The sequence below is a fragment of the Paenibacillus sp. sgz302115 genome, from assembly GCF_056120445.1.
In genome coordinates this window covers 109991-132810 of record NZ_JBVYOK010000011.1, presented here as the reverse complement: position 1 = coordinate 132810, position 22820 = coordinate 109991, and the positions used below count along the sequence as shown (strand labels likewise).

At 50.2% G+C, this 22820-nt stretch carries 15 protein-coding genes and 1 riboswitch; of the genes, 12 read left to right on the top strand and 3 right to left on the bottom strand.

Going from position 1 to position 22820, the window contains the following annotated elements; genetic code table 11:
* Positions 1-42 precede the first annotated feature (42 nt).
* The 8 genes from AC0LWN_RS20220 (at position 43) to sigF (ending at position 8724) form a co-directional block, all read left to right on the top strand.
* A complete protein-coding gene (locus tag AC0LWN_RS20220; protein ID WP_474668449.1) occupies positions 43-1644 on the top strand; it encodes an ABC transporter substrate-binding protein in 1602 nt (533 codons plus the stop codon).
* Between the two features lie 87 nt (positions 1645-1731).
* On the top strand, positions 1732-3018 hold the full coding sequence (locus tag AC0LWN_RS20215) for a M20 family metallopeptidase (RefSeq protein ID WP_474668447.1): 1287 nt from the start codon (positions 1732-1734) through the stop codon (positions 3016-3018).
* Positions 3019-3389: 371 nt separating this feature from the next.
* The gene (locus tag AC0LWN_RS20210) at positions 3390-4367 is read left to right on the top strand and encodes an ABC transporter ATP-binding protein (protein WP_474668445.1); all 978 of its coding nucleotides are present in this window, start codon (positions 3390-3392) and stop codon (positions 4365-4367) included.
* Entirely contained in the window at positions 4364-5326 is a 963-nt protein-coding gene (locus AC0LWN_RS20205) for an ABC transporter ATP-binding protein (protein ID WP_458964146.1), read from the top strand. The genes AC0LWN_RS20210 and AC0LWN_RS20205 overlap by 4 nt, the downstream gene beginning before the upstream one ends.
* Before the next feature lie 458 nt (positions 5327-5784).
* Positions 5785-6978: a D-alanyl-D-alanine carboxypeptidase family protein gene (locus tag AC0LWN_RS20200; protein ID WP_474668602.1), complete on the top strand. Its 1194-nt coding sequence runs from the start codon at positions 5785-5787 to the stop codon at positions 6976-6978.
* A 173-nt stretch (positions 6979-7151) separates the two neighbouring features.
* Positions 7152-7505: an anti-sigma F factor antagonist gene (gene spoIIAA / locus AC0LWN_RS20195; protein WP_474668443.1), complete on the top strand. Its 354-nt coding sequence runs from the start codon at positions 7152-7154 to the stop codon at positions 7503-7505.
* On the top strand, positions 7502-7957 hold the full coding sequence (gene spoIIAB, locus AC0LWN_RS20190) for an anti-sigma F factor (protein ID WP_474668441.1): 456 nt from the start codon (positions 7502-7504) through the stop codon (positions 7955-7957). The genes spoIIAA and spoIIAB overlap by 4 nt, the downstream gene beginning before the upstream one ends.
* 11 nt (positions 7958-7968) lie before the next feature.
* Positions 7969-8724: an RNA polymerase sporulation sigma factor SigF gene (sigF, locus tag AC0LWN_RS20185; protein ID WP_019909754.1), complete on the top strand. Its 756-nt coding sequence runs from the start codon at positions 7969-7971 to the stop codon at positions 8722-8724.
* A 213-nt stretch (positions 8725-8937) separates the two neighbouring features.
* On the opposite strand, the gene AC0LWN_RS20180 is transcribed toward sigF, so the two are convergent.
* Genes AC0LWN_RS20180 through AC0LWN_RS20170 form a run of 3 tightly spaced genes read right to left on the bottom strand, consistent with a single transcriptional unit; the run spans position 8938 to position 12534 of the window.
* On the bottom strand, positions 8938-9351 hold the full coding sequence (locus tag AC0LWN_RS20180; protein WP_474668439.1) for a DUF3788 domain-containing protein: 414 nt from the start codon (positions 9349-9351) through the stop codon (positions 8938-8940).
* Between the two features lie 19 nt (positions 9352-9370).
* Positions 9371-9844 carry a GyrI-like domain-containing protein gene (locus AC0LWN_RS20175; RefSeq protein ID WP_474668437.1) on the bottom strand — a complete coding sequence of 158 codons (474 nt, stop codon included), beginning with the start codon at positions 9842-9844 and terminating at the stop codon, positions 9371-9373.
* Between the two features lie 47 nt (positions 9845-9891).
* Positions 9892-12534 (bottom strand): MerR family transcriptional regulator, encoded by a 2643-nt coding sequence (locus AC0LWN_RS20170; protein WP_474668435.1) that lies wholly within the window; start codon positions 12532-12534, stop codon positions 9892-9894.
* Positions 12535-12752: 218 nt separating this feature from the next.
* Positions 12753-12845: riboswitch (cyclic di-GMP riboswitch) on the top strand.
* Between the two features lie 51 nt (positions 12846-12896).
* On the opposite strand from AC0LWN_RS20170, the gene AC0LWN_RS20165 reads away from it, so the two are divergent.
* The 4 genes from AC0LWN_RS20165 (at position 12897) to AC0LWN_RS20150 (ending at position 22814) form a co-directional block, all read left to right on the top strand.
* Positions 12897-14942, top strand: coding sequence for an S-layer homology domain-containing protein (locus AC0LWN_RS20165; protein ID WP_474668433.1), 2046 nt, complete (start codon positions 12897-12899; stop codon positions 14940-14942).
* 25 nt (positions 14943-14967) lie between these two features.
* A complete protein-coding gene (locus tag AC0LWN_RS20160) occupies positions 14968-21903 on the top strand; it encodes an RHS repeat-associated core domain-containing protein (protein ID WP_474668431.1) in 6936 nt (2311 codons plus the stop codon).
* 67 nt (positions 21904-21970) lie between these two features.
* Complete coding sequence (locus AC0LWN_RS20155) at positions 21971-22285, top strand: hypothetical protein (RefSeq protein WP_474668429.1); 315 nt, start codon at positions 21971-21973, stop codon at positions 22283-22285.
* A 145-nt stretch (positions 22286-22430) separates the two neighbouring features.
* The gene (locus AC0LWN_RS20150) at positions 22431-22814 is read left to right on the top strand and encodes a hypothetical protein (protein WP_474668427.1); all 384 of its coding nucleotides are present in this window, start codon (positions 22431-22433) and stop codon (positions 22812-22814) included.
* The last annotated feature ends 6 nt before the right edge of the window (positions 22815-22820 follow it).

Here is a 22820-nt window from a genome sequence, read left to right as displayed (position 1 = left end):
CAGCACTATGTTAGGAGCCAGTAGAAAAGGGAGGAATTATTGATGAAAAGAGTAAAACTGCTGTCCACGCTCGTCGCTTTTTCAATCCTGCTGGCCGGCTGCGCAAGCAGCGCCAATCCGCAGACGCCTGCAGCCACTTCGGCGGCTGAAGGAACCGCAGCGCCGACTGCTGCAGCCAAGCCTTTCCTGACTGTCGCTTATTCTGAAGGCGGCACTACGCTCGATCCGGCGGAGGCCAATGATTTGACCTCGGATACCCTGGTGCTTGCGGCGTATGACCAGCTCGTAACCTATGGCATCAAGACGGAGAATGGGGCAAATATCGCGAACACTGAGGATATCAAGCCGATGCTTGCCGAGAGCTGGGAGGTGTCCGGCGACAATACGGTGTACACCTTTAAGCTGAAGTCCGGCGTGAAGTTCCAGAGCGGCAATCCGGTGGATGCGGCGTCGGTCGTGTATTCCTTTGACCGTGTTGCGAAATCCAGCTCCGGCAGCTTCCTCTACGGCATGGCTGCGATCAAGTCGGTTACGGCCAAGGATGATTCCACCGTGGAAATCGCCCTGACGAATGCCAATCATAATTTCCTGCAAATTATGGCGATGTACACCTTCTCCATCGTGGACAAGAAGGCGGTTGAAGCGCAAGGCGCTGACTACCTCAATACGAATGCTGCAGGCTCCGGCCCCTTCAAGCTTGAGAAATGGGACCCCGCCACCGAAGCCGTCTTTACCCCGAACGAAGACTACTGGCAAGGTGCGCCGAAGCTCGGCAAGGTAACCCTGAAGTTCACCAAGGAAGCCTCTAACCGCGTACTGCTGCTGAATAAAGGCGATGTGGACATGGCGATTGAAATTCCGCCGAAGGATGTTGATTCCCTGAAAAGCAACAGCAACCTGACCGTAGCCTCGAATGCGAGCAACCGGATTCTCTATTTTGCCATGAACAACAAAGTGAAGCCTTTTGACAATGAAAAGGTCCGTCAGGCCATCAATTATGCGATTCCTTATGATGAGCTGCTGACTGGAGTAATGTACGGACAGGCCAAGCAGATGAAGAGCTCGGTTGCCAGCAATACCCCGGGCTTCACCGATGCAGGCTACGTCTATGAGCATAATCTGGACAAAGCGAAGGCATTGCTGAAGGAAGCAGGCTATGAGAAGGGATTCACTTTTGACTTCACGCTTGGCTCCGGCTTTGACGACTGGGAAGATGATGCGGTGCTGATCCAGGCAGAGCTGGCCAAAATCGGCGTAACGATGAACATCAACAAACTGGCCCGCGCCCAGTTCCTGGAGCAGCAGAAAACCAAAAAGCTGACATCTTATATCTCCAAATGGACTTCCTTTGTCAACGATCCCGGCTATCATCTTGGCTTCCTGATGTACGGCAAAGGCTCCTCCAACTATCACAACTATCAGAATGCGGAAGTAGACAAGCTGTGGGAGCAGGCCAACACAGAGACGGATGCAGCCAAACGCGCAGAGCTGTACAAGAAGGCACAGGAAATCATTACAACCGAAGCACCTTGGGCGTATCTGTATGAATACAACCGGATTGTCGGCATGAGCAACAAAATCAGCGGTTATGCGTTCTACCCGGATGAGGTCATCCGCTTCTACCCGCTGTCGGTACAGGAATAGAAGATTATTTTGAACAAAGAGCGGACGGGCCAACGCGGCTGCGGTCCCTCTTTTTCCAAATTACAGCGTATGAAAAGGAGACAGGACATGGTGACAGATTGGAAGAGCAAGGTGCTGAGCGCGATAGATGAAGAGCAGGAGCAATTGCTGGAGCTGTGCTCGCAGCTGATCCGTTTTCCTTCCGAGAACCCTCCGGGCGACTCGCGTGATATAAGTGCTTTTATTATGGATTATTTGAAGCAGGCTGGAATTGATACAGAGGTGCACCCAGCGACTGAAACGATGCTGAACCTCGTCTCCACATTGAAAACTGAGGCCAAAGCGCCTTCCGATAAAAAATTGATCTTCTGCGGACACACGGACGTGGTGCCTGCCGGGGATCTGTCCCGTTGGGATTTCGATCCGTTCTGCGGCGATATCGTGGACGGCTACCTGCTGGGAAGAGGCGCTTCCGATATGAAGGCCGGACTTGCCGGACTGATCTTCGCCATGGGGCTGCTGTCGAGACTTGGTGTTCCGCTGCGCGGCGATCTGGCGCTGCTGGTCGTGCCGGATGAAGAGACTGGCGGCCATCTTGGTGTGCCGTGGGTGCTTGAGCGTAACTTAGTTACAGGAACGGCTGCGGTCATTGCCGAGCCGTCCGGTCCGCTGAATCCGACGATTGGGCAGAAGGGAAGCTGCTGGTTTGAGTTCACGGTGGAAGGCACGCCGGGACACGGCAGTCTTGCGCCTGTGGTCGGAGAGAGTGCGATTGTAAAGGCAGCCAAGGGGATTGAAGCGCTGCAGCGGTTATGGGACATCAAGCCGGATATTCCCGAGGAGGTCAAGGAGATCATCCGGATCTCCCAGGATTATGTGAAGGAGCGTGAACAGGACGGCTCCATCGCCTATCAGGTGTTCGATCACGTGACGGTCAACATTGGAACAATCCAGGGCGGAACCAAGGTGAACGTGGTGGCCGACCGCTGTACAGTGCAGGTGGATTCCCGGGTCCCTTTTGGCGTCGATTACCGGGATGTGCTGGACCGGGCGCGTTCGCTGCTGCTTGAAGCAGGGATTGAGTCCGAGGTCAAAGGCTTCGGCTTCCAGGGCAATGCCAACTGGACCTCTACGGAAGAGCCGATTGTCAGCGATCTCGTGGAGAGCATCTGCGAGGTGAGCGGCGAGGAAGCCTACGGTGTGCTGCAGTGGGCCTCCAGCGATGCGCGCCATTTCCGCACCCATCAAATTCCGGTGCTGCAATACGGCCCAGCCGAGCTGTCCACAATCCACAATTTTAATGAAAAAGCGCCGGTCTGGCAGATTATCCAGTGCGCCAAAGTCTATGCGCTGACTGCGCTGAAGTACCTTGGTGTGGAAGAGAGCAGAGAGTAAGGATCACTGACAAATTTTACGTTAAACCGATGAGTAATATTGATGTTACGATTGGTTGAGACGCAAACTATTGCATTTTCTACAGCAGAAGAATGGACTTTCTATAAATAGTTGAACTAAAAAACTGCCAAAAGGCAAAAGTGATGGAGGAGAAGTTTGGAACTGGAGGAGCGTTAGCGTCCGCCTGAGAGCTTTCCGTAGGAAAGCTAGCATCGTAAGCATAGGCTATGTTTGGATTTCTACCATGAACAACGGTATTAAATCAGGAAATCCAAACATAACAGCGGCCGGAAGTCCAAACATTCTCTGCAGTCACGATCAATGCCGATTTGGTAAAAGACAACATACATCTACCGCGGGGAGGGATAAAGATGACAGAACTGCTTGAAGTATCCGGGCTGGCAACCGAATTCGTAACGGCTGCGGGTACGATCCGTGCGGTTGACGGAATCAGCCTGTCCGTGCGCAAGGGGGAGACGCTGGGCATTGTCGGCGAGTCGGGCTGCGGCAAAAGCATTACCTCGCTGTCCATCATGCAGCTCCTGCCGAAGCGGATCAGCCGTATTGCCGCCGGTCAAATCCGCTTCGAGGGCAAGGATATGCTGCGGATGCCGGCAAAGGAAGTGCGGAATATCCGGGGCAACCGGATTGCGATGATCTTTCAGGAGCCGATGACCTCGCTGAATCCGGTATTCAAAATCGGCCGGCAGATTTCGGAATCCGCGCGTTTTCATCTCAAGCTGGGTAAGAAGGAAGCTGACGAACGGGCGGTCGAGATGCTGCGCAAGGTCGGGATTCCCCGTCCGGAAAAAATCGCCCAGCAGTATGCCCATCAATTATCCGGCGGGATGCGCCAGCGCGTGATGATTGCAATGGCGATGGTCTGCAATCCGCAATTATTGATTGCAGATGAGCCGACGACAGCCCTGGACGTGACGATCCAGGCGCAGATTCTGGATCTGATGCGCGAGCTGCAGCAGACAGAGGGCATGTCCATCCTGATGATCACCCATGATCTCGGGGTCGTTGCAGAAATGTGCGATCGGGTCGTCATCATGTACGCTGGCCAGATAGTGGAGGAGGCGGATGTCGCCACTCTGTTTGGCAAACCGCTGCATCCCTATACCCGGGGGCTGCTGGCTTCACTGCCCCAGCTTGCCGGGGATAATGACAGACTGCCCTCGATACCGGGCCAGGTGCCGAATCCGGCCAATCTGCCGTCCGGCTGCCGGTTCGCTCCGCGCTGCCCGGTAGCAATTGAGCGCTGCTGGGCGGAGCGCCCGGAGCTGCTTGAAGTCCAGCCAGGACATAGCTGCCGTTGTCTGCTGCAGGAGGAGGAAGTATCATGAGCGCGATTCTTGAAGTACGCAACCTGAAGAAGCATTATCCGATCCGCAAAGGCTTCTTCGCCAAGCAAGTCGGGGCTGTTAAAGCGGTGGACGGCATCACTCTGTCTGTAGAGAAGGGGGAAACCCTTGCCGTTGTAGGTGAATCCGGCTGCGGCAAGTCTACCACCGGCCGGGCCATCCTGCGCCTGATTGAGCCGACGGACGGCGAAATCCTCTTTGACGGCACGGATGTGCGCAGCCTGAACACCGAGCAGCTGCGGCGTTTCCGCACCGATATGCAGATGGTGTTCCAGGACCCGTATGCTTCGCTGGACCCGCGCTGGACCGTCCAGCGCATTCTGGAGGAGCCGCTGCGGACGCATGAAGCGGCGAAGAACAGCGAGCTGAAGAGCCGGGTCGAGCAACTGATGGAGGTCGTCGGCCTCTCGCCTTACCAGGCGCACCGCTTCCCGCATGAATTCTCGGGCGGCCAGCGGCAGCGCATCGGCATTGCCCGGGCGCTCGCGCTGAACCCGAAGTTCATCGTCTGTGACGAGCCGGTCTCTGCCCTGGACGTTTCCATTCAGGCACAGGTGCTTAATCTGATGCAGGATTTGCAGGAGCAGTACGGTCTGACCTATATGTTCATCTCCCATGACCTGTCTGTCGTGAAATTTATCAGCGACCGGGTAGCAGTCATGTATCTGGGGCGGATCGTTGAGCTTGCTCCCACCAAGGAACTGTTCGCGAAGCCGCTGCATCCGTACACCCAGGCGCTCATGTCTGCAGTGCCGGTACCGAATCCGGGACTGAAAAAGTCACGAATCGTGCTGACCGGAGATGTCCCGAACCCGGAGACGCCGCCATCCGGCTGTGCCTTCCATCCGCGTTGTCCGTTTGCGATGGACAAATGCCGTAAGGACGAGCCGGTGCTGCGCGAGCTGGACTCGGGGCACCAGGTTTCCTGCCATTTATATTAAGGAAGAGTATTGAGGCCACCCGGGATCGGGTGGCCTTTCCTATTATTAGGTCAGCCAGTTATTTCTGGTTGACCTTTTTTTTAGGTGTTTTTTTGTGAGGGCTTCAGCATTATTGGTGGATGTGGAGTCATTGGCTATTCCGGTGATGCAGCGAATATTTTGTTTGTCCTGGTAGTTGTATTTTGTACAATTAAAACAATGATAAATCAGCTTTTTCTAGGAGTAACTGTATTGAGTACATTTAAAAATCGCAGATAGTCCGCTTTTGCTGGAATACTGACTTTTTAGCTGCACGGAGTACAATTAAAACTCGAAATGCGCCAAAATATTAGTTTTAAGTTGTATAAAATACAACTATGGCACACAAATGGAATAATTTTCACCTTTTCTGACCAGACTGGAACACAGTACCTGTGAAATGAAAGGTTAATGTTCAGGAGGGGACCATTGTGAGAAAAATGCGTTATGCACTGCTTGCGCTCTGTGTTGCTGCCTCGGTTCTGGGAACGGCATCCGGCGCGTACGCAGAGGAAAAAGCCAAGCCTAAAGGCACCGGCAATGCTGCCGCTGCTGTAGATCTTGCTCCGGGAGCACGTTCCGCCATTCTAATGGATGCGAACACCGGTACCATCATCTATGAGAAGAACAGCCACGACAAGCTGCCGCCGGCAAGCATTACGAAGATTATGACGATGCTGCTGACCGTCGAAGCGCTGGACGAAGGCAGGCTGCAGTTGACCGACAAGGTGCGGACAAGTGAATATGCCGCTTCGATGGGCGGGTCGCAGATTTTTCTGGAGCCTGGCGAAGAGATGACTGTGGACGAAATGCTCAAGGGCATTGCGATGGCCTCGGGCAACGACGCTTCTGTGGCGATGGCGGAGAAGCTGGCCGGCTCGGAGAGCGCTTTTGTCGATCAGATGAACAAGAAGGCCGAGGAGCTTGGCCTGAAGGACACGCATTTTGCCAACTGCAACGGGCTGCCGGCAGAGAATCACTATTCCTCCGCCCACGACATTGCCATCATCAGCCGGGAGCTGCTGAAGCATGAGCGGATTATTAAGTATACAGGCGCCTACCAGGATTATCTGCGCAAGGATTCGGCGAAGCCGTTCTGGCTGGTGAATACGAACAAATTGGTGCGCTTTTATACGGGGGCCGACGGTCTGAAGACGGGGTATACATCTGAGGCGAAGTTCTGTCTCTCCGCAACTGCGGCCAGAGATGGACTGCGTGCCGTCGCTGTCGTGCTGGGCGAACCTAACACCAAGACGCGCAACAGCGAAGTATCGGGGATGTTCGATTATCTCTTTTCCCAATATAAGGTGCATACCATCCACAAGGCAGGGGATACCATCGGCAAGCTGAAGATTGAAAAGGGTGTGAAGACCGAACTGCCCCTGACCGCCAAAGAAACATACAGTGTGCTCTTGCGCAAAGGAATCACCCAGGAAGGCATTCGTCACGAGGTGGTGCTGCCAAAAAGCATCAAAGCTCCGGTGACCGCAGGCCAGACGGTGGGCAAGCTGGTAGTCTATCAGGGCACTAATGTGCTTAAAGAATATGAACTGAAGGCGGACGCAAATGTCGCCAAGGCGGGCTGGTGGAAGCTGTTCAAACGGTCAACGGGCTCCCTGTTCAAGTTTGATTAATTTCTTGTTTTTTGTAGATTGATCCCTTGCCTTCTGTAGATTCGTAGGGGTTTTCTTCTAGTTTTGTCGTGAGGCAGGATTCCTGAATTGCTGCGTAGAAAACCTTGTCCTTGTAGGGGAAAGAACTGATGTACAGGCGGTTTTTGAAAGCAACGAAGAGGAGAGTGGCAAGCATGAATTCTCATGTGGAGATGGAGCATCACCGGGGTGTGCTGATTGTCCGGCTGTCTGGAGAGCTGGATCATCATGCAGCCGAATATGTACGTATGGATATGGATGAAGCGATTATGCGGGGCCAGGTAGAGCATCTGATTCTCAGCCTGAAGGACCTCCAGTTTATGGACAGCTCCGGGCTTGGCGTGATTCTTGGCAGGTACAAGCTGATCCGCAGCAAAGGCGGCAAAATGGTCGTCTGCGATGCCAACGCACCTGTGAAAAGGCTGCTGGAAATGTCGGGCTTGTTCAAAATCATGCCCCTATATGACGACGAGAGCGCTGCACTCTCGGATTTGGAGGTTGCGTTATGACAAAAAGCGAAGCGGGTAACTTCATGAGCGTCCAGTTTGCCGCACTGTCGGAGAACGAATCGTTCGCGCGCGTGGTGGTGGCGGCTTTTGTCTCCCGGCTCGATCCTACAATGGATGAGCTGAATGACCTGAAGACGGTTGTATCCGAGGCGGTCACCAACTGCATTATCCACGGGTATGACAGTGATCCCGAAGGAATTGTCAGCATCTCCGCCTCCATCGAGGATGAAACCGTGCATCTCGTTATTGAGGATAAAGGCAAGGGCATTGAGGACCTGGAGCTGGCCCAGCAGCCGCTCTATACCTCCAAGCCGGAGCTTGAGCGGTCGGGTATGGGTTTTACGATTATGGAAAATTTCATGGATGAATTCGAAGTCACAAGTGAACCGGGGCGCGGTACCTCCATTTCAATGAAGAAAACCATCGTCTCGAAAAAAGCTTTATACAATTAGGGGTTGGAGCCATGGATGCAGAGTCAAAAAAAGCTCCGCCGACCTATTTGGACGATGCGGAGGTCAAACGTCTGATTGCGCTCAGTCAAGCCGGAGATACTCTGGCCCGCGACACGCTGGTCAACTGCAATATCCGCCTCGTCTGGTCGGTGGTGCAGCGGTTTATGAACCGCGGGTATGAGCCTGACGATTTGTTCCAGATCGGCTGTATCGGACTGCTGAAGTCCGTAGATAAATTCGACCTCAGCTATGAGGTCAAATTCTCCACCTATGCGGTCCCAATGATTATCGGCGAGATCCAGCGTTTCCTGCGCGATGACGGCACACTTAAGGTCAGCCGCTCGCTCAAGGAAATGGCCAACAAGGTCCGCAAGATGAAGGATGAAATGTCCAAAACGCTGGACCGCCTGCCGACCATCGGGGAAGTCGCGGAGGCGTTGGGCGTGACGCCCGAAGAAATCGTTTTCGCCCAGGAGGCCAACAAGCCGCCGACGTCGATCCACGAGACCGTCTTCGAGAACGACGGCGATCCGATCACCTTGATCGACCAGATCGCCGACGAGTCGCAGGAGCGCTGGTTCGACAAGCTCGCGCTGAACGAGGCCATCGGGGCCTTAACCGAACGCGAGCGCCTGATCGTCTACCTGCGCTACTACCGCGACCAGACCCAATCCGAAGTCGCCAGCCGCCTCGGCATCTCACAAGTCCAGGTGTCGAGGCTGGAAAAGAAAATCCTCGCGAGCATCCGCGAGCAGATCGCGCAGTAGGGGAGTTGTTAGAGTAGGGCAAGTCAGAAAGCAGGGCAACGGTCAGGGAGCAAGAGGGAATAAGAGTTAAGTGTAAGGGATGAGTAATGAATGTGACGGGTGAAAGTTGGTCAGGAGGCCGCCTCGGGAGGGGCGGCTTTTTGGCGTGCGAGGTCAAAGAAGGTAAAGGAGGTAAAGGAGGCAATCAAAGAAATATATCTCGCTGTCATATTTTTATTTTTTGTTTGGTTTCTTTTTGAGCCGTATCATTTGTTTTATATCTTCAATGAAACGGTCGTCATAAATATCCAACATAACCCACTTACCATCGTGATAAACGTGCGCACCATCATAAATACGCTGAATTTCATCAGAAAAAAGCACACGATCCTTTTCAAATTTTTCTCGCTCAGCCTTTCCGAATATCACCCAGCAACCAAACTGATTGTCCCTGACATATAGGGTACATAATGTTTTACCTGATTTCTTAAATCGCAACACATATTTTCCATATTTCCCACCATTACTCCAGAGTGAATCCATCTCATAATTTTGATCAATGTAATCAGCAATCGCATCCCATGCTATCATGGCACTGCTTCCTAAATGTTCTTGCAGAGTAGTTTGTGATGGAATTGTTGTTAGCATATGAATTCCCTCCGTTATCTTAGCTTTTCAACCTTACAGGAATAAATACCTCCATCTGCGCCCAACCCTGTACGTCTATAACGGATTTTGGCGTGATGATATGGCCCATGCAATAGTGATTCGGACGGATATCAAGCTCTAGAACTGGAGAGTCATTGATGTAACCAAATGTTTCTTGGTGCAACTTATCGTGAGTCTCGCTATCACCGTCTCGGTAGGAGAAAGTGATATATAGCCCACCCTCGAAATCTATCGTTTCAAAGCCACCGGTTTCTCCACTCTCTGTCAATGCCCAAATCCAGACCATACCCTGCTTCTCTTCATCATAATATAGAAAATCCCTCGGCATAAAGCTTTCATGAGGTTTTGGCGTTATGCTTGAAAAAAATTTGTCAAAGCTTCTCAAAATCCCGTTATCTGCAAAATCGCCAGCCTTGTCCACGCCTGATATTACTGCCTTAAATGACGGCAAAGAAATGATTCTGAAATTCATAATCTCCCTCCCAATATCATCGTTGATCCCGATTCATTGTGTCATTTTTATTTTGTGTTAAACCCTTCAATGACAGCTACCACCTCATCTATGCAATCCGCAAAATCTCTCAGTTTATCGGCAATCTTTTTACGCTTGTTCTTATCCTGCAAAGTTTGTAGCGTAACGTTAAATCCGCCACCTATAGCTTCCAAATCTGAGCCGTTGTAATCATTCCAATAGTGACCTGTTTGTTTATACAATTCAATAATCGTGCTGATAAAAGTCATATCCGGATTCAATTCAAGCGACTTTTCCAAAAAGCCTTTACAGCCGCCGCTATTGGTGGCAAGGCAACATACATAAACCGTATACATATTCCAGTTATCAAATTCCTTCGGCTCAATTTGCTCAAACAAGCCGTTTTCAATATTGTTTGCCCATGTGCGGAACGCCTTTACCCCAAAACAATAGTTGTTGTTGTCATAATCAAGCATTTGTGGCAATGATAAAATTCGCTCCCGATAAATTCCAGCTAAAGCCTTGCTTTCCTGCTTTTCGCCAATAAATAGCCAACCATGGCAGTGCTGACCTTGCTCTACATATCCTTTTGGTAATAAGTCCTCTACAGATATGGAATCCGGTTCTGTTCCATTACCACCCATATAGAGTAGAGTCTTGCCGTAATCCGCATAGCCCACAAGCACTCCCCAGCTAAAACGGTGGTGCGGATTGTTACCGTAATCATTGATGATCACAGGCAAGCCTTTATCAATATAGTCCATCAGCATTTGCACATACATGTTCCGGTCGGATAAAATTTGCTTCAATGGAACAAAAGTGCTTGTATAGCCACATTGTTGAAAAATTTCCTCGATAAAATGGTGGTTACCTTGTTCACTAAGGCGATAATCCACCCCTCCGTTTCCCCTGAAATCACTTTTGGAATAAATTTGCGTAAAATTCTCACCCGTCAGACCAGCAAAAAACCAATAGTCAAAATCCTCTTCACCCAAACATTCCATCACATATCCCGCGCAGCCGTTGAACCAATAATTTTGACCATATTCGGGATGAACGATTTGTCTTACATTCGGCAATATGTTGTTGCTTGGCGTGACATTTATTTTCATTGCTCCTTGTCTACTATGTGTTTTTGGCGAGCATTTTAGCTGTGAAATGTTAATGGAACGGAACCGTTTTTTACCTTGACCATTTGTTCCGATAATAATCGTCTGTGGCTCTTGCAGATGCAAGTTCATTTCCATATAAGGAAATTTCACACCGCAAAAGCGGACTTCGCCGTTTAGAATGACCGCAAAGTGTTTTTCGCCTACAATCCACGTCAGCTTGTTATACTGATCATGAGGAATATACCCGATTTGCGGATAGAAAAATGTGTTTCCCAGCACAGGCTGTTGAAAAGTAACAGCGTGTTTCTTTAGCGCTTTGTCTGCAAAATTTTCAGCGTTCATCGTATAGGTACAGCTTCCGTGGGAAAACCAAATACTGCCTTCAGTTGTTCCCCAAAGGTATTCCTCGCTGCTTTCTTCCGACAAAAATTCAATATCAACTCGAAACGGGAGCTTTACCGCAATATTGGTATCTAGCTTTCTTTCAGAAATCCATGCGATAAATTCTGCTTCGCCATTCTCTAAAATCTGATAATGAGGATAGTAAATCGGCGTAACTTTGTGGAAATCAACCTTATATTTACGCAAGAGAGGGTTTGCTTTTTCAATTTCCTCTGGAAATACATTGTCGGATATTTCAAACTCGGGATAATCCACAACATTAGGCTTTCTCTGTCGTACAGGAAGATAAATATTGACCCTTTCACGATTGCTCTCTGGAGAAAATACAGACTCTATCAGCGTCTCATGACGCAAACTCCCATGATGTAAAAAATCTACCTCAAAGCCTGGATTATCGTCAAAGCCTTGCAGCATTCGATACTGTAAAGCTCCTAAATCCTCATCTGCATAAGCGGACGAAACAGCAAACAAGCCCCCCTCAAATTCCTTGCACACAAACGGACAGTCCTCTGTTCGGGCAGTAAGCTGTTGCATGAAAACAATGTCCCCTCCATACTGATATTCGAACAGCGTTCGGCTGCCGGGCTTGCCAAATGGGATTTGATTTGCGGAAATCCACTCCCAAAACAAATCAATCTCGGACTGTTTGTTGTCAGTTTTTATGGATGTAATCGCAAGCATCGGAGACAATGCCACAATATCCATATCCAGCGGCTTTGCTAGCTTGTCTGAGATCGTGTTCAGCGTTTCCATGGATAAATCATGTTTTGGTCGGGAGAACAGTTCATCTTCTACCTTTTCATAAAGCAAGGGTAGTGCGGATATCTGCGTGATACCGTGAGTGTTCATAGCATCTAAGAAGTCTGTAACATAAGATTTCAGTTGGGAGAGCGTGCTGATTTCGTCGTCAATTTCCTCAATTCGCTTGACAAAGCTTTGTACCAACGTTTCCATATCTTGATTTTCATAAATTCGCAAAATATCCTTTATCGGAATCTGCATTTTCCGAAGCACCAAAATCTGCTGTAGCCGGTTAATATTTATGTTGTCATAAAAACGATACTTTTCAAGTGGTGGACGTTCACTCCGCAGCAAGCCTACTTGCTCGTAATAACGAAGTGTCCTTGAAGATATGCCAAATTTTTCGGTAACTTCGGTAATTTTCATTAACTTCATAACAGCCCTCCGTACTTGTTCTCTTACTGCGATTATACCGATTGACCCAACGTCAAAGTCAATCCTTTTTGACCATCAATCCGATCCCCAATTTCATCCCCCTAAAAAAGGAAAAAATAGAACTTCTTAATTTCACAGGAATAAATTCCGATAATAGAGGAAGTCCTGCACTTCAAAAGTCATACTTACATAAGCATAAAGGGACAGAAAAACCGAGTTTGGAACAAAGGCAAATCCGTACGAAAGTCGGAGACGCAAAGCCACGGGCCTACTTCATCCAGGAGGGATGTTAGGGTAGCCGGGCCGCTCAGGGCACTTGGTTTTTTGGCGTGCCTAAAAATAGCGCTGGGGGAGAGAAATGAATGAGGTTCGGAAGGAAAAGAAAGTTGTCGCAGACGGTTATGGCCGTAGTTGCGGTGGTGAGCATGCTTGGAGGGCTGCTGCCTAGTGCGGGTGGCACGATGCAGGCCTCAGCCGCCGCAGCAGATCCGGGCCGGACGGACTACAGCGTGTCGGGAGAACGGCTGGTATGGCTCGAAGCGGATAGCGGCGGAGTGAAGCAAGTGCACGCGCTGAATCAGACCAGTGGTGCAAGTACGGTTCTGACGTCGGGTTCTTCTGCCAAGGATGCGCCTTATGTGGAGGGTACCGTTGCCGTATGGGCGGACAAAGGAAGCGAATCGGAGTCTTCACTCAATTGGGACATTTATAGTGCCGACCTTGTGACAGGCAAGAAGACTAAGCTCAATAAGCAATCCGGCCAATATGGTAATCCGACGACTGACGGTGTAGGCGTAGTCTGGTATGAGCGCAAAAATTACGGCAGCATGATCTACCACGACCTGGCCTCCGGCGTTGAGGCGGATCTCGGTGAAGGACGGTTTCCGGTGCTGGCGGATGGAAATGTGGTATACAAAAATGCCCGTGACGGAGGGCTTAGTCTGCTGAATTTGAGCAGCGGGGTTACGCGCGCACTTGTTAGTCTGGGCGGAGCCAATTTTGTGGACTGGTTTGTTTTTAATGGCAGCCATGTGCTGTTCAAGCAAAAAAACAGTGCTTCCGAAAGCAAATATGTGCTTCTGAACATCAAAGACCTGACAGCTCAGCCTGTGGACCTCACCGAAATGAAGGCCGGAGGAACACAATATGCCTTTATGTCCATAGCTAAGGGGCACGCGGTGTTTCAGGACGAAGTGGACGGTAAAACAACGCTGCAGCAAGTAAACCTTTCTACATATACAGTACAATCGCTTCCGGCGATAGAGACAGGAGCGAAGCTGATCGGAATTAGCGGGGATAAGCTGCTATACAGCAAGAAGGATGAATACATAGAATCGTTAGACTTGAAAAAAGACACCACTCCAACTCCAAGTCCAGGCACAGTCCCGAATCCAGGTTCAACTTCTGAAGTGTCGGTTCCAGTAGTAACTGGAGCCAAAGACAGTCAGAGCATTGGAAGCGCGGGCGGAACCTTGTCTGTAATGGACGGATGGGCACGACTCGAGATTTCGGCGGGGACATTCCCGGAAAATACCAAAGTGAGCCTGGCCCAAGCTGAGCTGGAAACGGCTGTACTGCTGGACCAGAGCGGCAAAAAGCTGCAGAAAGCAGGCTCCGCCTGGCAGGTTCAAGCAAGTGCGCCTTTCCAGATCCCCGCGAAGCTGGCGGTCAGATACCCGAAGGACGAGCCCTGGACGTCGGGGCGTGAAAAGCTTGGAATCTACTCCTACGATCCGGCAAAATCCGTATGGACCTACATTGGCGGAGTGACTGCGGCGGAAGACGGCTATGTTCAGGCCAAGATTACAGCCTCCGGGCTGTATGCAATCATGCTGCGCCAGGCCGATTTTAAAGACATGTCAGGCCACTGGGCACAGCAGGCAGTAGAGGTATTGGCGGCAAGAGGAATTGTGGACGGGATGAATGGAACTACTTATGCGCCAAAAGGCATCCTGACCCGGGCCGAATTCACCAAGCTGCTGGCGGCAGCTCTTCAATTGAAGCCGATTCAGCCAGAAACGCCTACCTTCCGTGATGTCACGGCTGCGAACTGGTCCTACGCTTATGTGGAAGCAGCGGCGGCGGCCGGAATTGTTACCGGGGAAGCTGGTCTTTTCCGGGGGAATGATCCGTTGACCCGTGAGCAGATGATGGTAATGCTGATGCGGGCGATCCAAAGCACTGCGGGTAACCCGGATTCTGCGAATAATGTTAAGCTTGCAGCCGGACTCTCTGCATTCAAGGATGGCGGCAGCGTCAGCAGTTGGGCACGGGAATCCGTCGCTGCGGCTATTGAGCGGAAGCTGGTGCAGGGTAACGGGCAGCTTTTGAAACCTAAAGATTCATCGACAAGAGCCGAAGCAGCAATGGTCATGTACAAGCTGCTCGCTGAATTGAAATTCCTCTAATTGATAAGAGACAGGAGATGAAACGATGAAATTTCGAGCTTCCTTAAGAAAATGGCGCCGTGGCAGTATGAAGTGGCAAGTCAATCTCGCACTTGTCCTGCTGCTGGTGATTTCTTATATTCCCGTTATTCCAAGTCTGGATAGGTTCACATCTTCAGCTTATGCGGCTACGAACATGCGGATTGAGCCGAGTGAGCTGAACCCGGAATCGGGTGACAAGGTCAAAATTTCGTTCAGCTTCAACGCGGCGGATGACGGCCAGGAGAACCATGATACGAAGATCAACTTATGTATTCCGCAAAAAGACGGATCTGCCCCGCTACTCAAGGAGCTGATCACGAGCGGTGTATATCCAACAAAAGCAAACGGCAGCTATATTGTGCATCAATACGAATGGGACGGTAAAATCGGGGGCGTACCGCTGGATGAAGGGCGGTATAACATTTGCATTTCCCCTGCTGAGTATAACGGGGTAGGCGTGTATTACGGCCAAATTGCCAGCTTTGAAATTCTGGGCGGCGCTGAGACGCCTCCTCCGGCAGCATTGCAGATCCGCCCGGCAGCTTCGGGACAATCTGTGATCAGCGGAACAGCAAAACCGGGAGCAACACTGGAAGTAGAGCTTTATGATCCATCCAGCGGCGAAGAGAAGCTGTACAAGAATATTGCAGTCAACAGCGCTGGACAATGGAGTACGCAGATCGGCATTCCGCTCAGTGAGACCACGCACATCACAGCGAGAGCGGCGATAGACGGCCGGCTGTCCGGGTATTCGGAGCCGCTGGCGGTGCTTCGTGCACCTATGCCTGCTTTTTCCGTGACCTGGGGAGATTTGGCAGCCTATTATTATAAGCTGGATTCTGTGCAGGCCATGAAGGAAAAAGCTCAGGAGCTCGCGGTACTGAATCAGTCGGCGACTTCATCGGGAACAGTTAGCGGCTTGACCTCCATTCTGGTCAGTAATCCCCAGACCAGTGCGAATATCGCCAGCGGGGATCTGGCACAGTTCACGGAGTCTGCACTGAAGGACCGCCTGCGGATTGTGAATCCGTCTGGACAGTCGCAGGTTGATCCGGCCCGGGGGGACTTTGTCTACGCTACCGATTCGATTACCCTACAGGCTTTGATGCCGCTGCAATTCGGGCTGAACTATTTAAGCCGTGATCCCTATAAGGGAGCGAATGGACTGGGCTGGCATCACAGCTATGAATGGAAGCTGACTCCGGTAGCTGACGGCAAGGTAGAGGTGATGAGCCCGAACGGCTCACGTTTTGAATATGTGCCTTTGTCTGGAGGGCGTTATCTGACGCCTCGAGGAACAGACTGGACACTGAATGCGCCATCTGCTGGTGTGTATAACCTTTCGTCACCGCAAGGAGACTTGTACAAGTTCAATGCGGAGGGGCTGCTGCAATCCATCGCGGATCTGAACGGGAATTCGATTGCTTTTTCGTATGAGGGAACCAAACTGAAGTCGGTTAGTACTGCCGGCGCTTCACTAAGCTTAAGCTATGATGGAGCAGGGAAGCTGACCTCTGTAAGTGATCCAGCAAGCCGCACAATGTCGTTCCATTACGACCCGGCGACCGGAGACATGACCTCTTACACTGATGTGAATGGGGCTACAATTTCGCTTACTTACGATGATAGCCATCATGTGCTTAGCGTAACCGATGCCAAAGGGACCGCAAAGATGAGTGTCACCTATGATGAGCATCAGCGTGTGACCGGTTTTACCGATTTTTATGGGGAGACGAGTTCGTCCAGCTATCAAGGCCGCGTTGCTCCTGTTGTCCGGGAGGAGGAGCCTGAGGACGGAGAGACGAAGATAGATCCTGCGAGCGGCCGGGACATTCCGGAAGCGGCTGAAGTGATTTTGTCAGGTACGATGAACAATTTGGCTCACGCTCCAGCTTACCGGAAGGTAGATGGACTGAAGCCGCTGATTGCCGACTATCTTGCTGGCAACATTGGAACCATTGAAGGCAAGCGGGATGCTTGGGTAGCCTCTGCGGTTTCCGTAGGAAGTGGAGATATCCCGGCTATTCAGCAAGCAATTGCAGCCAGCAAATCTTCTCCGGCTGTCATTAGTGCAGGTCATTTGAATGTGGAAGAGAGTGTGACCTTCGGATCGCCAAGCAAGCCGGTTGTCCTGATCGTGGACGGGATGAATACGAACCGCGATATTACCGTACGTGTATACGGGACATTGATTTTGAAGCAAGGTCTGAATGCTAATACCAAGCTGGCGTTGGACGTGCAGAAGGTGCAGGGCTTATACGGCAATCTGTGGTCCGGCGGAACGATTCATCTCAACAATGATTCCTCCGTTACTGTAGCGGATACGCTACAAACTGGCAGTCTGACCTACAACAGCGGCGGACTCACCATTGATGCACAGCGGGTTTTGATCGCTGGAGATTTGTCGATTAACACCCGTGTAGAGATGAACATTGCCCAGGAAATGGTGGTTGGTGGCATTGTCTCCAATAACCAGACAGCGAATCTGACTGTGACAGGCGGAGATTTGTTCGTTCGCGATAACGTCAGTGTCAACAATAATCTGAATGTGCAGACAGGCGGTCTGTTCGCCATCGGCGGAGATATGACCCCGAACCAGACACCTATCGTTCATACGGGCATAGGCTCGGGTAAAACCATTCTGACCTATTCGGAGAGCGGTACAAGCGGCGGAAATTCCGGGAATGCAAAATCGGCCAGTGCCGCCGGACTAGCTACATCCATCGCCACTACTGTCAACAAGACCACATGGTCCAATGCGCTCCAGCAGGATACAACGTATGTATGGAACAACAACTTTCAGGTTGCCCAGCGTCAAGCGGCAAATGGAGCCATTGTCAAATACAGCTATGATACCAGCGACCGTGTAACCGGGATAACCGATGCGAGCGGTAACAAAAAGAAATTAGCGTATGACGAGCGTGGTAATATGACGCAGACAACGGACGAGAATGGTTATTCAACCCTCACACGTTATAACGCTTTGAACCGCCCGGTTGAAGAGATAGATGCTCTCGGGAAACGTTCCGCCTATGAATACGATGCAGCAGGCAACCTTGTCAAAACCACAGATGCGCTCGGCAACGCAGTAACTATTGCCAGAGACAGCAAAGGAGTACCTGTCTCCGTAACAGATGCCGAAGGGCATACAACGGCGTATACCAACGATGCTGACGGTTTTGCAAAGGAAATCAAGGACCCGAGTGGATACAGCACAACAATTGAGCGTGACAGCCTGCACCGTACGATAGGAATAGCCGATGATGAAGGCAAGCTGCAAAGTGTTGAATATGATAAAAAAGACCGTGCAGTTGCTGTCACCAACGCACTTGACCAGAAGAGCAGTGTAGTCTACGATGCCAACGGCAACCCGGAGGAACGCACAGATGAAGCTGGGGCCAAGACGATAAGCTCCTATCAGGTGTACCGCTTAAACGGAACGGAGGATGCGCTTCAGAACAGCACCAGTAAAACTTATGACGCGCTTGGCCGGGTCACAGAAGAACGGGATGAGGCTGGAGCCGCAACAGCCTACAGCTACGACAGTGTTGGTCAACTGAAAGAGGTTACCGATGCTGAAGGCCAGACCAACACTTTTACCTACGATGACAACGGAAATATGCTCACCAAGAAGGACGGGAAAGGCAATACCACCACCTACACTTACAGCAAGCGCAATGAGCTTCTAAGTGTAACTGATCCGCTTGGGGCCAAGATCCGGTATCGCTATGATACAGCAGGCAACAAGATCAAAGAAACAGATGCTCTGGGCAACAGCACTTACTACGACTACGATGCGCTGGGACAACTGGTAAAAGTAACCGATGCGCTGGGTGCCGTGACTGAATATCAATATGATAAGAACGGCAACCAGACCGCTGTCATTGACCCTAACCATTCCATCTGGACAACAAAATATGACAGCCGGGGCCTGGATGCGGGAACGATTAATCCTTTGAATGAGGAAACGAAAGTTGCCCGCAATGCGCGGGGGCTGATGACCGAATTCACAGATGCGGCAGGCCAGAAGACCGCCTACGAATATGATGCGCTGGGACGGAATACGCTGGTGCGCAATGCTCTGGGGTATGAAACTTCCTATATCTACGATGCTCAAGGCAACGTAGAGAAGATTGTTGATGCGAATCATCACGAAACTGCTTTTACGTATGATCCGCTTGGCCGGTTAACAGATGTGAAGAATGCAGAGGGCAACACCACCCATTACTCCTATGACGCCTCCGGCAATTTGCTGGACAAGACCAATGCACTTGGAGCGGTGACTTCCTACCGTTACGATGCTTTGAACCGTGTAATTGAATCGGTGAACCCGCTGCTGGAAAAGACTTCACTGGCCTATGATGAGAACGGCAACCTGCTGAAGGTCACTGAACCGGACAACAATACAACCGTGTATGCCTATAATGCAGGCAATCAACTGGAGCAGGTTAAGCACGGTAACGATCTTACAGTAAAATATGAATATGACCTAGCGGGACGCCGCTCCAAAATGACTGACAGCACCGGGGATACGCGGTATACGTATGACGCGCTAAACCGGCCAACATCGGTTATTGATCCTCGCGGCAGCAACGTACGGTATGAATGGACCGCAACCGGAAAGCGCAGCCGGATCATTTACCCGGATAACACCGTGGTCAGCTATGACTACGACAAGCTTGACCGGATCAAGCAGGTGACAGATGCACAGAACGGAATCACCAGCTATCAATATGATGCCGCCGGCCGTCTGACCGAGAAGCTGCTTCCGAACAGTGGCCGGAGCACGTACAGCTATGACGGCTTGGGACAATTGCTGGAGTTGAAGCATGAGGCGCCGGGCGGAGCACTTTTGGAGCAATTAACCTATGTCTACGATCCCGTAGGGAACAAAACACATATTGAACGCCAGGAAGGGGGCAGCGATGAGGATAATCCGACCGGCGCGCAGCGTCCGGCAGACATCTCGGATTATGCCTACGATGCGCTGAACCAACTGGTTCAGGTGCAAAAGCAGAACGGCTCCAAAGTCGTCTACTCCTACGACACCGTGGGCAACCGCCTGAGTAAAGAAACAACAGAAGCCGGAGTTACCGCTGCAGAGCAGTACACTTATGATGCAGCGAACAAGCTGACCCATTTTGAAAAAGGCAGCGACTACAAGGATTATACCTACGACAAGCGCGGCAATCTGCTGGAAGTGACCGGTGTCGATAGCGAAGCGGCTCTGAGTGTAGTCAAGGCTCAGGTAGGCGCGAAAAAGATGACGGTACCGGCTAACGTATATACGGATTCAGGTGCAAGCGGACTGAAATCGGGCAAGGATGCAGCAGACACCAGTGCAGATGCAGGTCTGCCGGATGCGAAGCTGAAAGCAGGGGTAACAGAAGAGGTCTACGGGGCAGACGAAGTGCTGAATCCCGAAGAGCTGCTGAAGGCTGCGCTGGCCGCAGGCCCGCAGGTACTGGAAAGCAACCGCTGGGATGCATCGAATCGTCTGATCGGCAACACCAACGCATCCGGCGACATTACCACCTACAAGTATGACGGTGACGGCAACCGTGTCAGCATGCGGACCACCATCGGAGATGGAACGATTCAGGATGCGTACCCTTCCGGTAATCCTGCGGGCAACCGGGACGGCTGGGAGCCGCAGAACAAGAAGCGGCAACTGGACATTTATTTCACCAATGACATCACCATGAGCATTCCACAGCCATTGACCGCAACCGGAGCAGACGGACAGAACTGGAAACAATCCTATGTCTACGGAGCCGGTGAAGAGCGTATCAGCATGAGTTATTTGGTCAGCGGAGACGAGAGCAACGATTGGGAGAAGACTGCCGGAGCCAGCGGAGCGGGTGCGGCGGCAGGTGCGCCTAAGACCCTCTTTTATCTCAGTGATGCTCAAGGCAGTGTCATTGGGCTGGAAGGCCAGGACGGCAGCATCTCGGCACGGTACCGCTATGACGAATTCGGCGTCGCCGAGAACCCGGAGAAATTCGACCTGAACTGGTCCGGCCCGGACAACTTGTTCGGCTACACCAGCCTGGGCTATGATTACTACAGCGGCTACTCCCATGCGCAGGCGCGGGATTTTGACTCCAGCATTGGACGTTTTATCAGTGAGGATACGTACGAAGGAGATATTAATAATCCGCAGACGTTGAATTTGTATACGTATGTGCAGAATAATCCGCTAAGATATACGGATCCGAGTGGAAACAAGGCATGGGAACCTTATGATGTAAACGAACTAAGGTACTTACTGAATGAGGCTATTTCGAAAGATCTCAATAAAGGAAGTAAACTTTATCAGGCATATTATAATAAAATACGGGACCGATACGGCTTTGCATCCTTTATGGACACCAACCGGTACAACTACTTGTATGGATTCTTAACGGGAACCAGTGCCTACAAGAACAGTGCCGGCAATGCAGATTGGGCGAGAGAAGAGCTAATTTCAGCATTTTTCGATGCAAATCTGGCATCGTATATTGCATCTATGGCAATGGAAGGGTCCACTCATGTAAGTACCGTTAAGATAAAAAGCCCTACGGTGACGGATAGTGAGGCGGTTGTTCCGAAGGGGACGGGGAAAGTTCCTGGAATGCCCCCTATTGTTCAATCCCGAATTAACATCTCAAATGATGGGTTTAAGCATGTTGTTGAAGAACACTTTTCAACTAAGAACAAGTCTCAATTCACTGTTTCTCAAGATGAACTTCGTTCCATTCTTTCAAGTAAGAAAGTAGTAAGTACTCCTGTTACTAGAGCTCTGGAAAGTAAGGATGGAATTCGCTATGTTAGAGAGGTTACACTAAACAGACAGATTGGTACTGATAAGTTTAATGGTTTTAAGCCGACCTCAACGATGACTATTTTGACTGATAGTCATGGAAACTTAATTACAGCATCGCCAGGAATAATAAAATAAGTTAGAGGAGGGATACAAGCTGAAACTTATTGGAAGTAGAACTGAACAAGAAATAAGAGAGCAATTAATGGTATCTAATAAGTCATTGTTTGAGGATGAGGAAAGGCAAATATTGCTGAAAGTCATTCGTCAAAATGTCCCTAGTATGGAAACGGCATATATTCTCCATTGGATACCTGAACAAGAAGAGGATTTCTATAAGATTTTAATAAATGACTCTGTAGTTGCTGATATTGAACTAAATAGAATAAATCAAACTATAACACGGGGCGTTAAACTAATACCATTAGCACAATATAAATTAGGGCTAAGCAAAAATAACCAAATAAAATTAGCGGTAGCACTTGACTTGGCTCAAAAAGACTTGCAAAAAAATAAGTAACCAAGCAATACCTTGATTGGCCTAATGCCTTTCAAGGTTTCTTTTTTAGGTGGGGCTACCCAGTGACGAATGGATAAGCCTAACAAATCACAACTTTTTATTTCTCGTAATAAGTTAAAAGAATTATTACAATCCTGAAGTACAATTGGTCAAGGTTGCTCCCAGAGCAGCAGTAATTGTAGAAGATACGGCCGCGAGCATAATAGTTGGAAGCAAGACAGAAAGATTCGCATTAGGTTTAACTGATTATTTAGACGAGTTTGCATCCGTTCACGGAGCAAAAACTTGGAAGAACTATCCGAATGCGGAAAGTTGGCAATCTACAGTATTGAATAATCTTAGTAATCCCAATGTGCAAATTGTTTTTAATTTAACTGATGTAAATGTTTGGTCTGGTGTTACAAGAGCAGCAAGAGGTGCGGGTGGTCCCACAGATTGGGAACTACTGCAAATTAAAAATAATTCACAATGGTGGGATAAAATTAAATGGTTTATTGATGGTATTGAAGTTCCAAATCCATTCCAATAAAAAGAA

Excerpts from the sequence above, each read along its gene's own strand:
- AC0LWN_RS20220 (WP_474668449.1), top strand. The coding sequence starts at position 43 with ATGAAAAGAGTAAAACTGCTGTCCACGCTCGTCGCTTTTTCAATCCTG.
- AC0LWN_RS20215 (WP_474668447.1), top strand. The coding sequence starts at position 1,732 with ATGGTGACAGATTGGAAGAGCAAGGTGCTGAGCGCGATAGATGAAGAG.
- AC0LWN_RS20210 (WP_474668445.1), top strand. The coding sequence starts at position 3,390 with ATGACAGAACTGCTTGAAGTATCCGGGCTGGCAACCGAATTCGTAACG.
- AC0LWN_RS20205 (WP_458964146.1), top strand. The coding sequence starts at position 4,364 with ATGAGCGCGATTCTTGAAGTACGCAACCTGAAGAAGCATTATCCGATC.
- AC0LWN_RS20200 (WP_474668602.1), top strand. The coding sequence starts at position 5,785 with ATGCGTTATGCACTGCTTGCGCTCTGTGTTGCTGCCTCGGTTCTGGGA.
- spoIIAA (WP_474668443.1), top strand. The coding sequence starts at position 7,152 with ATGAATTCTCATGTGGAGATGGAGCATCACCGGGGTGTGCTGATTGTC.
- spoIIAB (WP_474668441.1), top strand. The coding sequence starts at position 7,502 with ATGACAAAAAGCGAAGCGGGTAACTTCATGAGCGTCCAGTTTGCCGCA.
- sigF (WP_019909754.1), top strand. The coding sequence starts at position 7,969 with ATGGATGCAGAGTCAAAAAAAGCTCCGCCGACCTATTTGGACGATGCG.
- AC0LWN_RS20180 (WP_474668439.1), bottom strand. The coding sequence starts at position 9,351 with ATGCTAACAACAATTCCATCACAAACTACTCTGCAAGAACATTTAGGA.
- AC0LWN_RS20175 (WP_474668437.1), bottom strand. The coding sequence starts at position 9,844 with ATGAATTTCAGAATCATTTCTTTGCCGTCATTTAAGGCAGTAATATCA.
- AC0LWN_RS20170 (WP_474668435.1), bottom strand. The coding sequence starts at position 12,534 with ATGAAGTTAATGAAAATTACCGAAGTTACCGAAAAATTTGGCATATCT.
- AC0LWN_RS20165 (WP_474668433.1), top strand. The coding sequence starts at position 12,897 with ATGAGGTTCGGAAGGAAAAGAAAGTTGTCGCAGACGGTTATGGCCGTA.
- AC0LWN_RS20160 (WP_474668431.1), top strand. The coding sequence starts at position 14,968 with ATGAAATTTCGAGCTTCCTTAAGAAAATGGCGCCGTGGCAGTATGAAG.
- AC0LWN_RS20155 (WP_474668429.1), top strand. The coding sequence starts at position 21,971 with ATGGTATCTAATAAGTCATTGTTTGAGGATGAGGAAAGGCAAATATTG.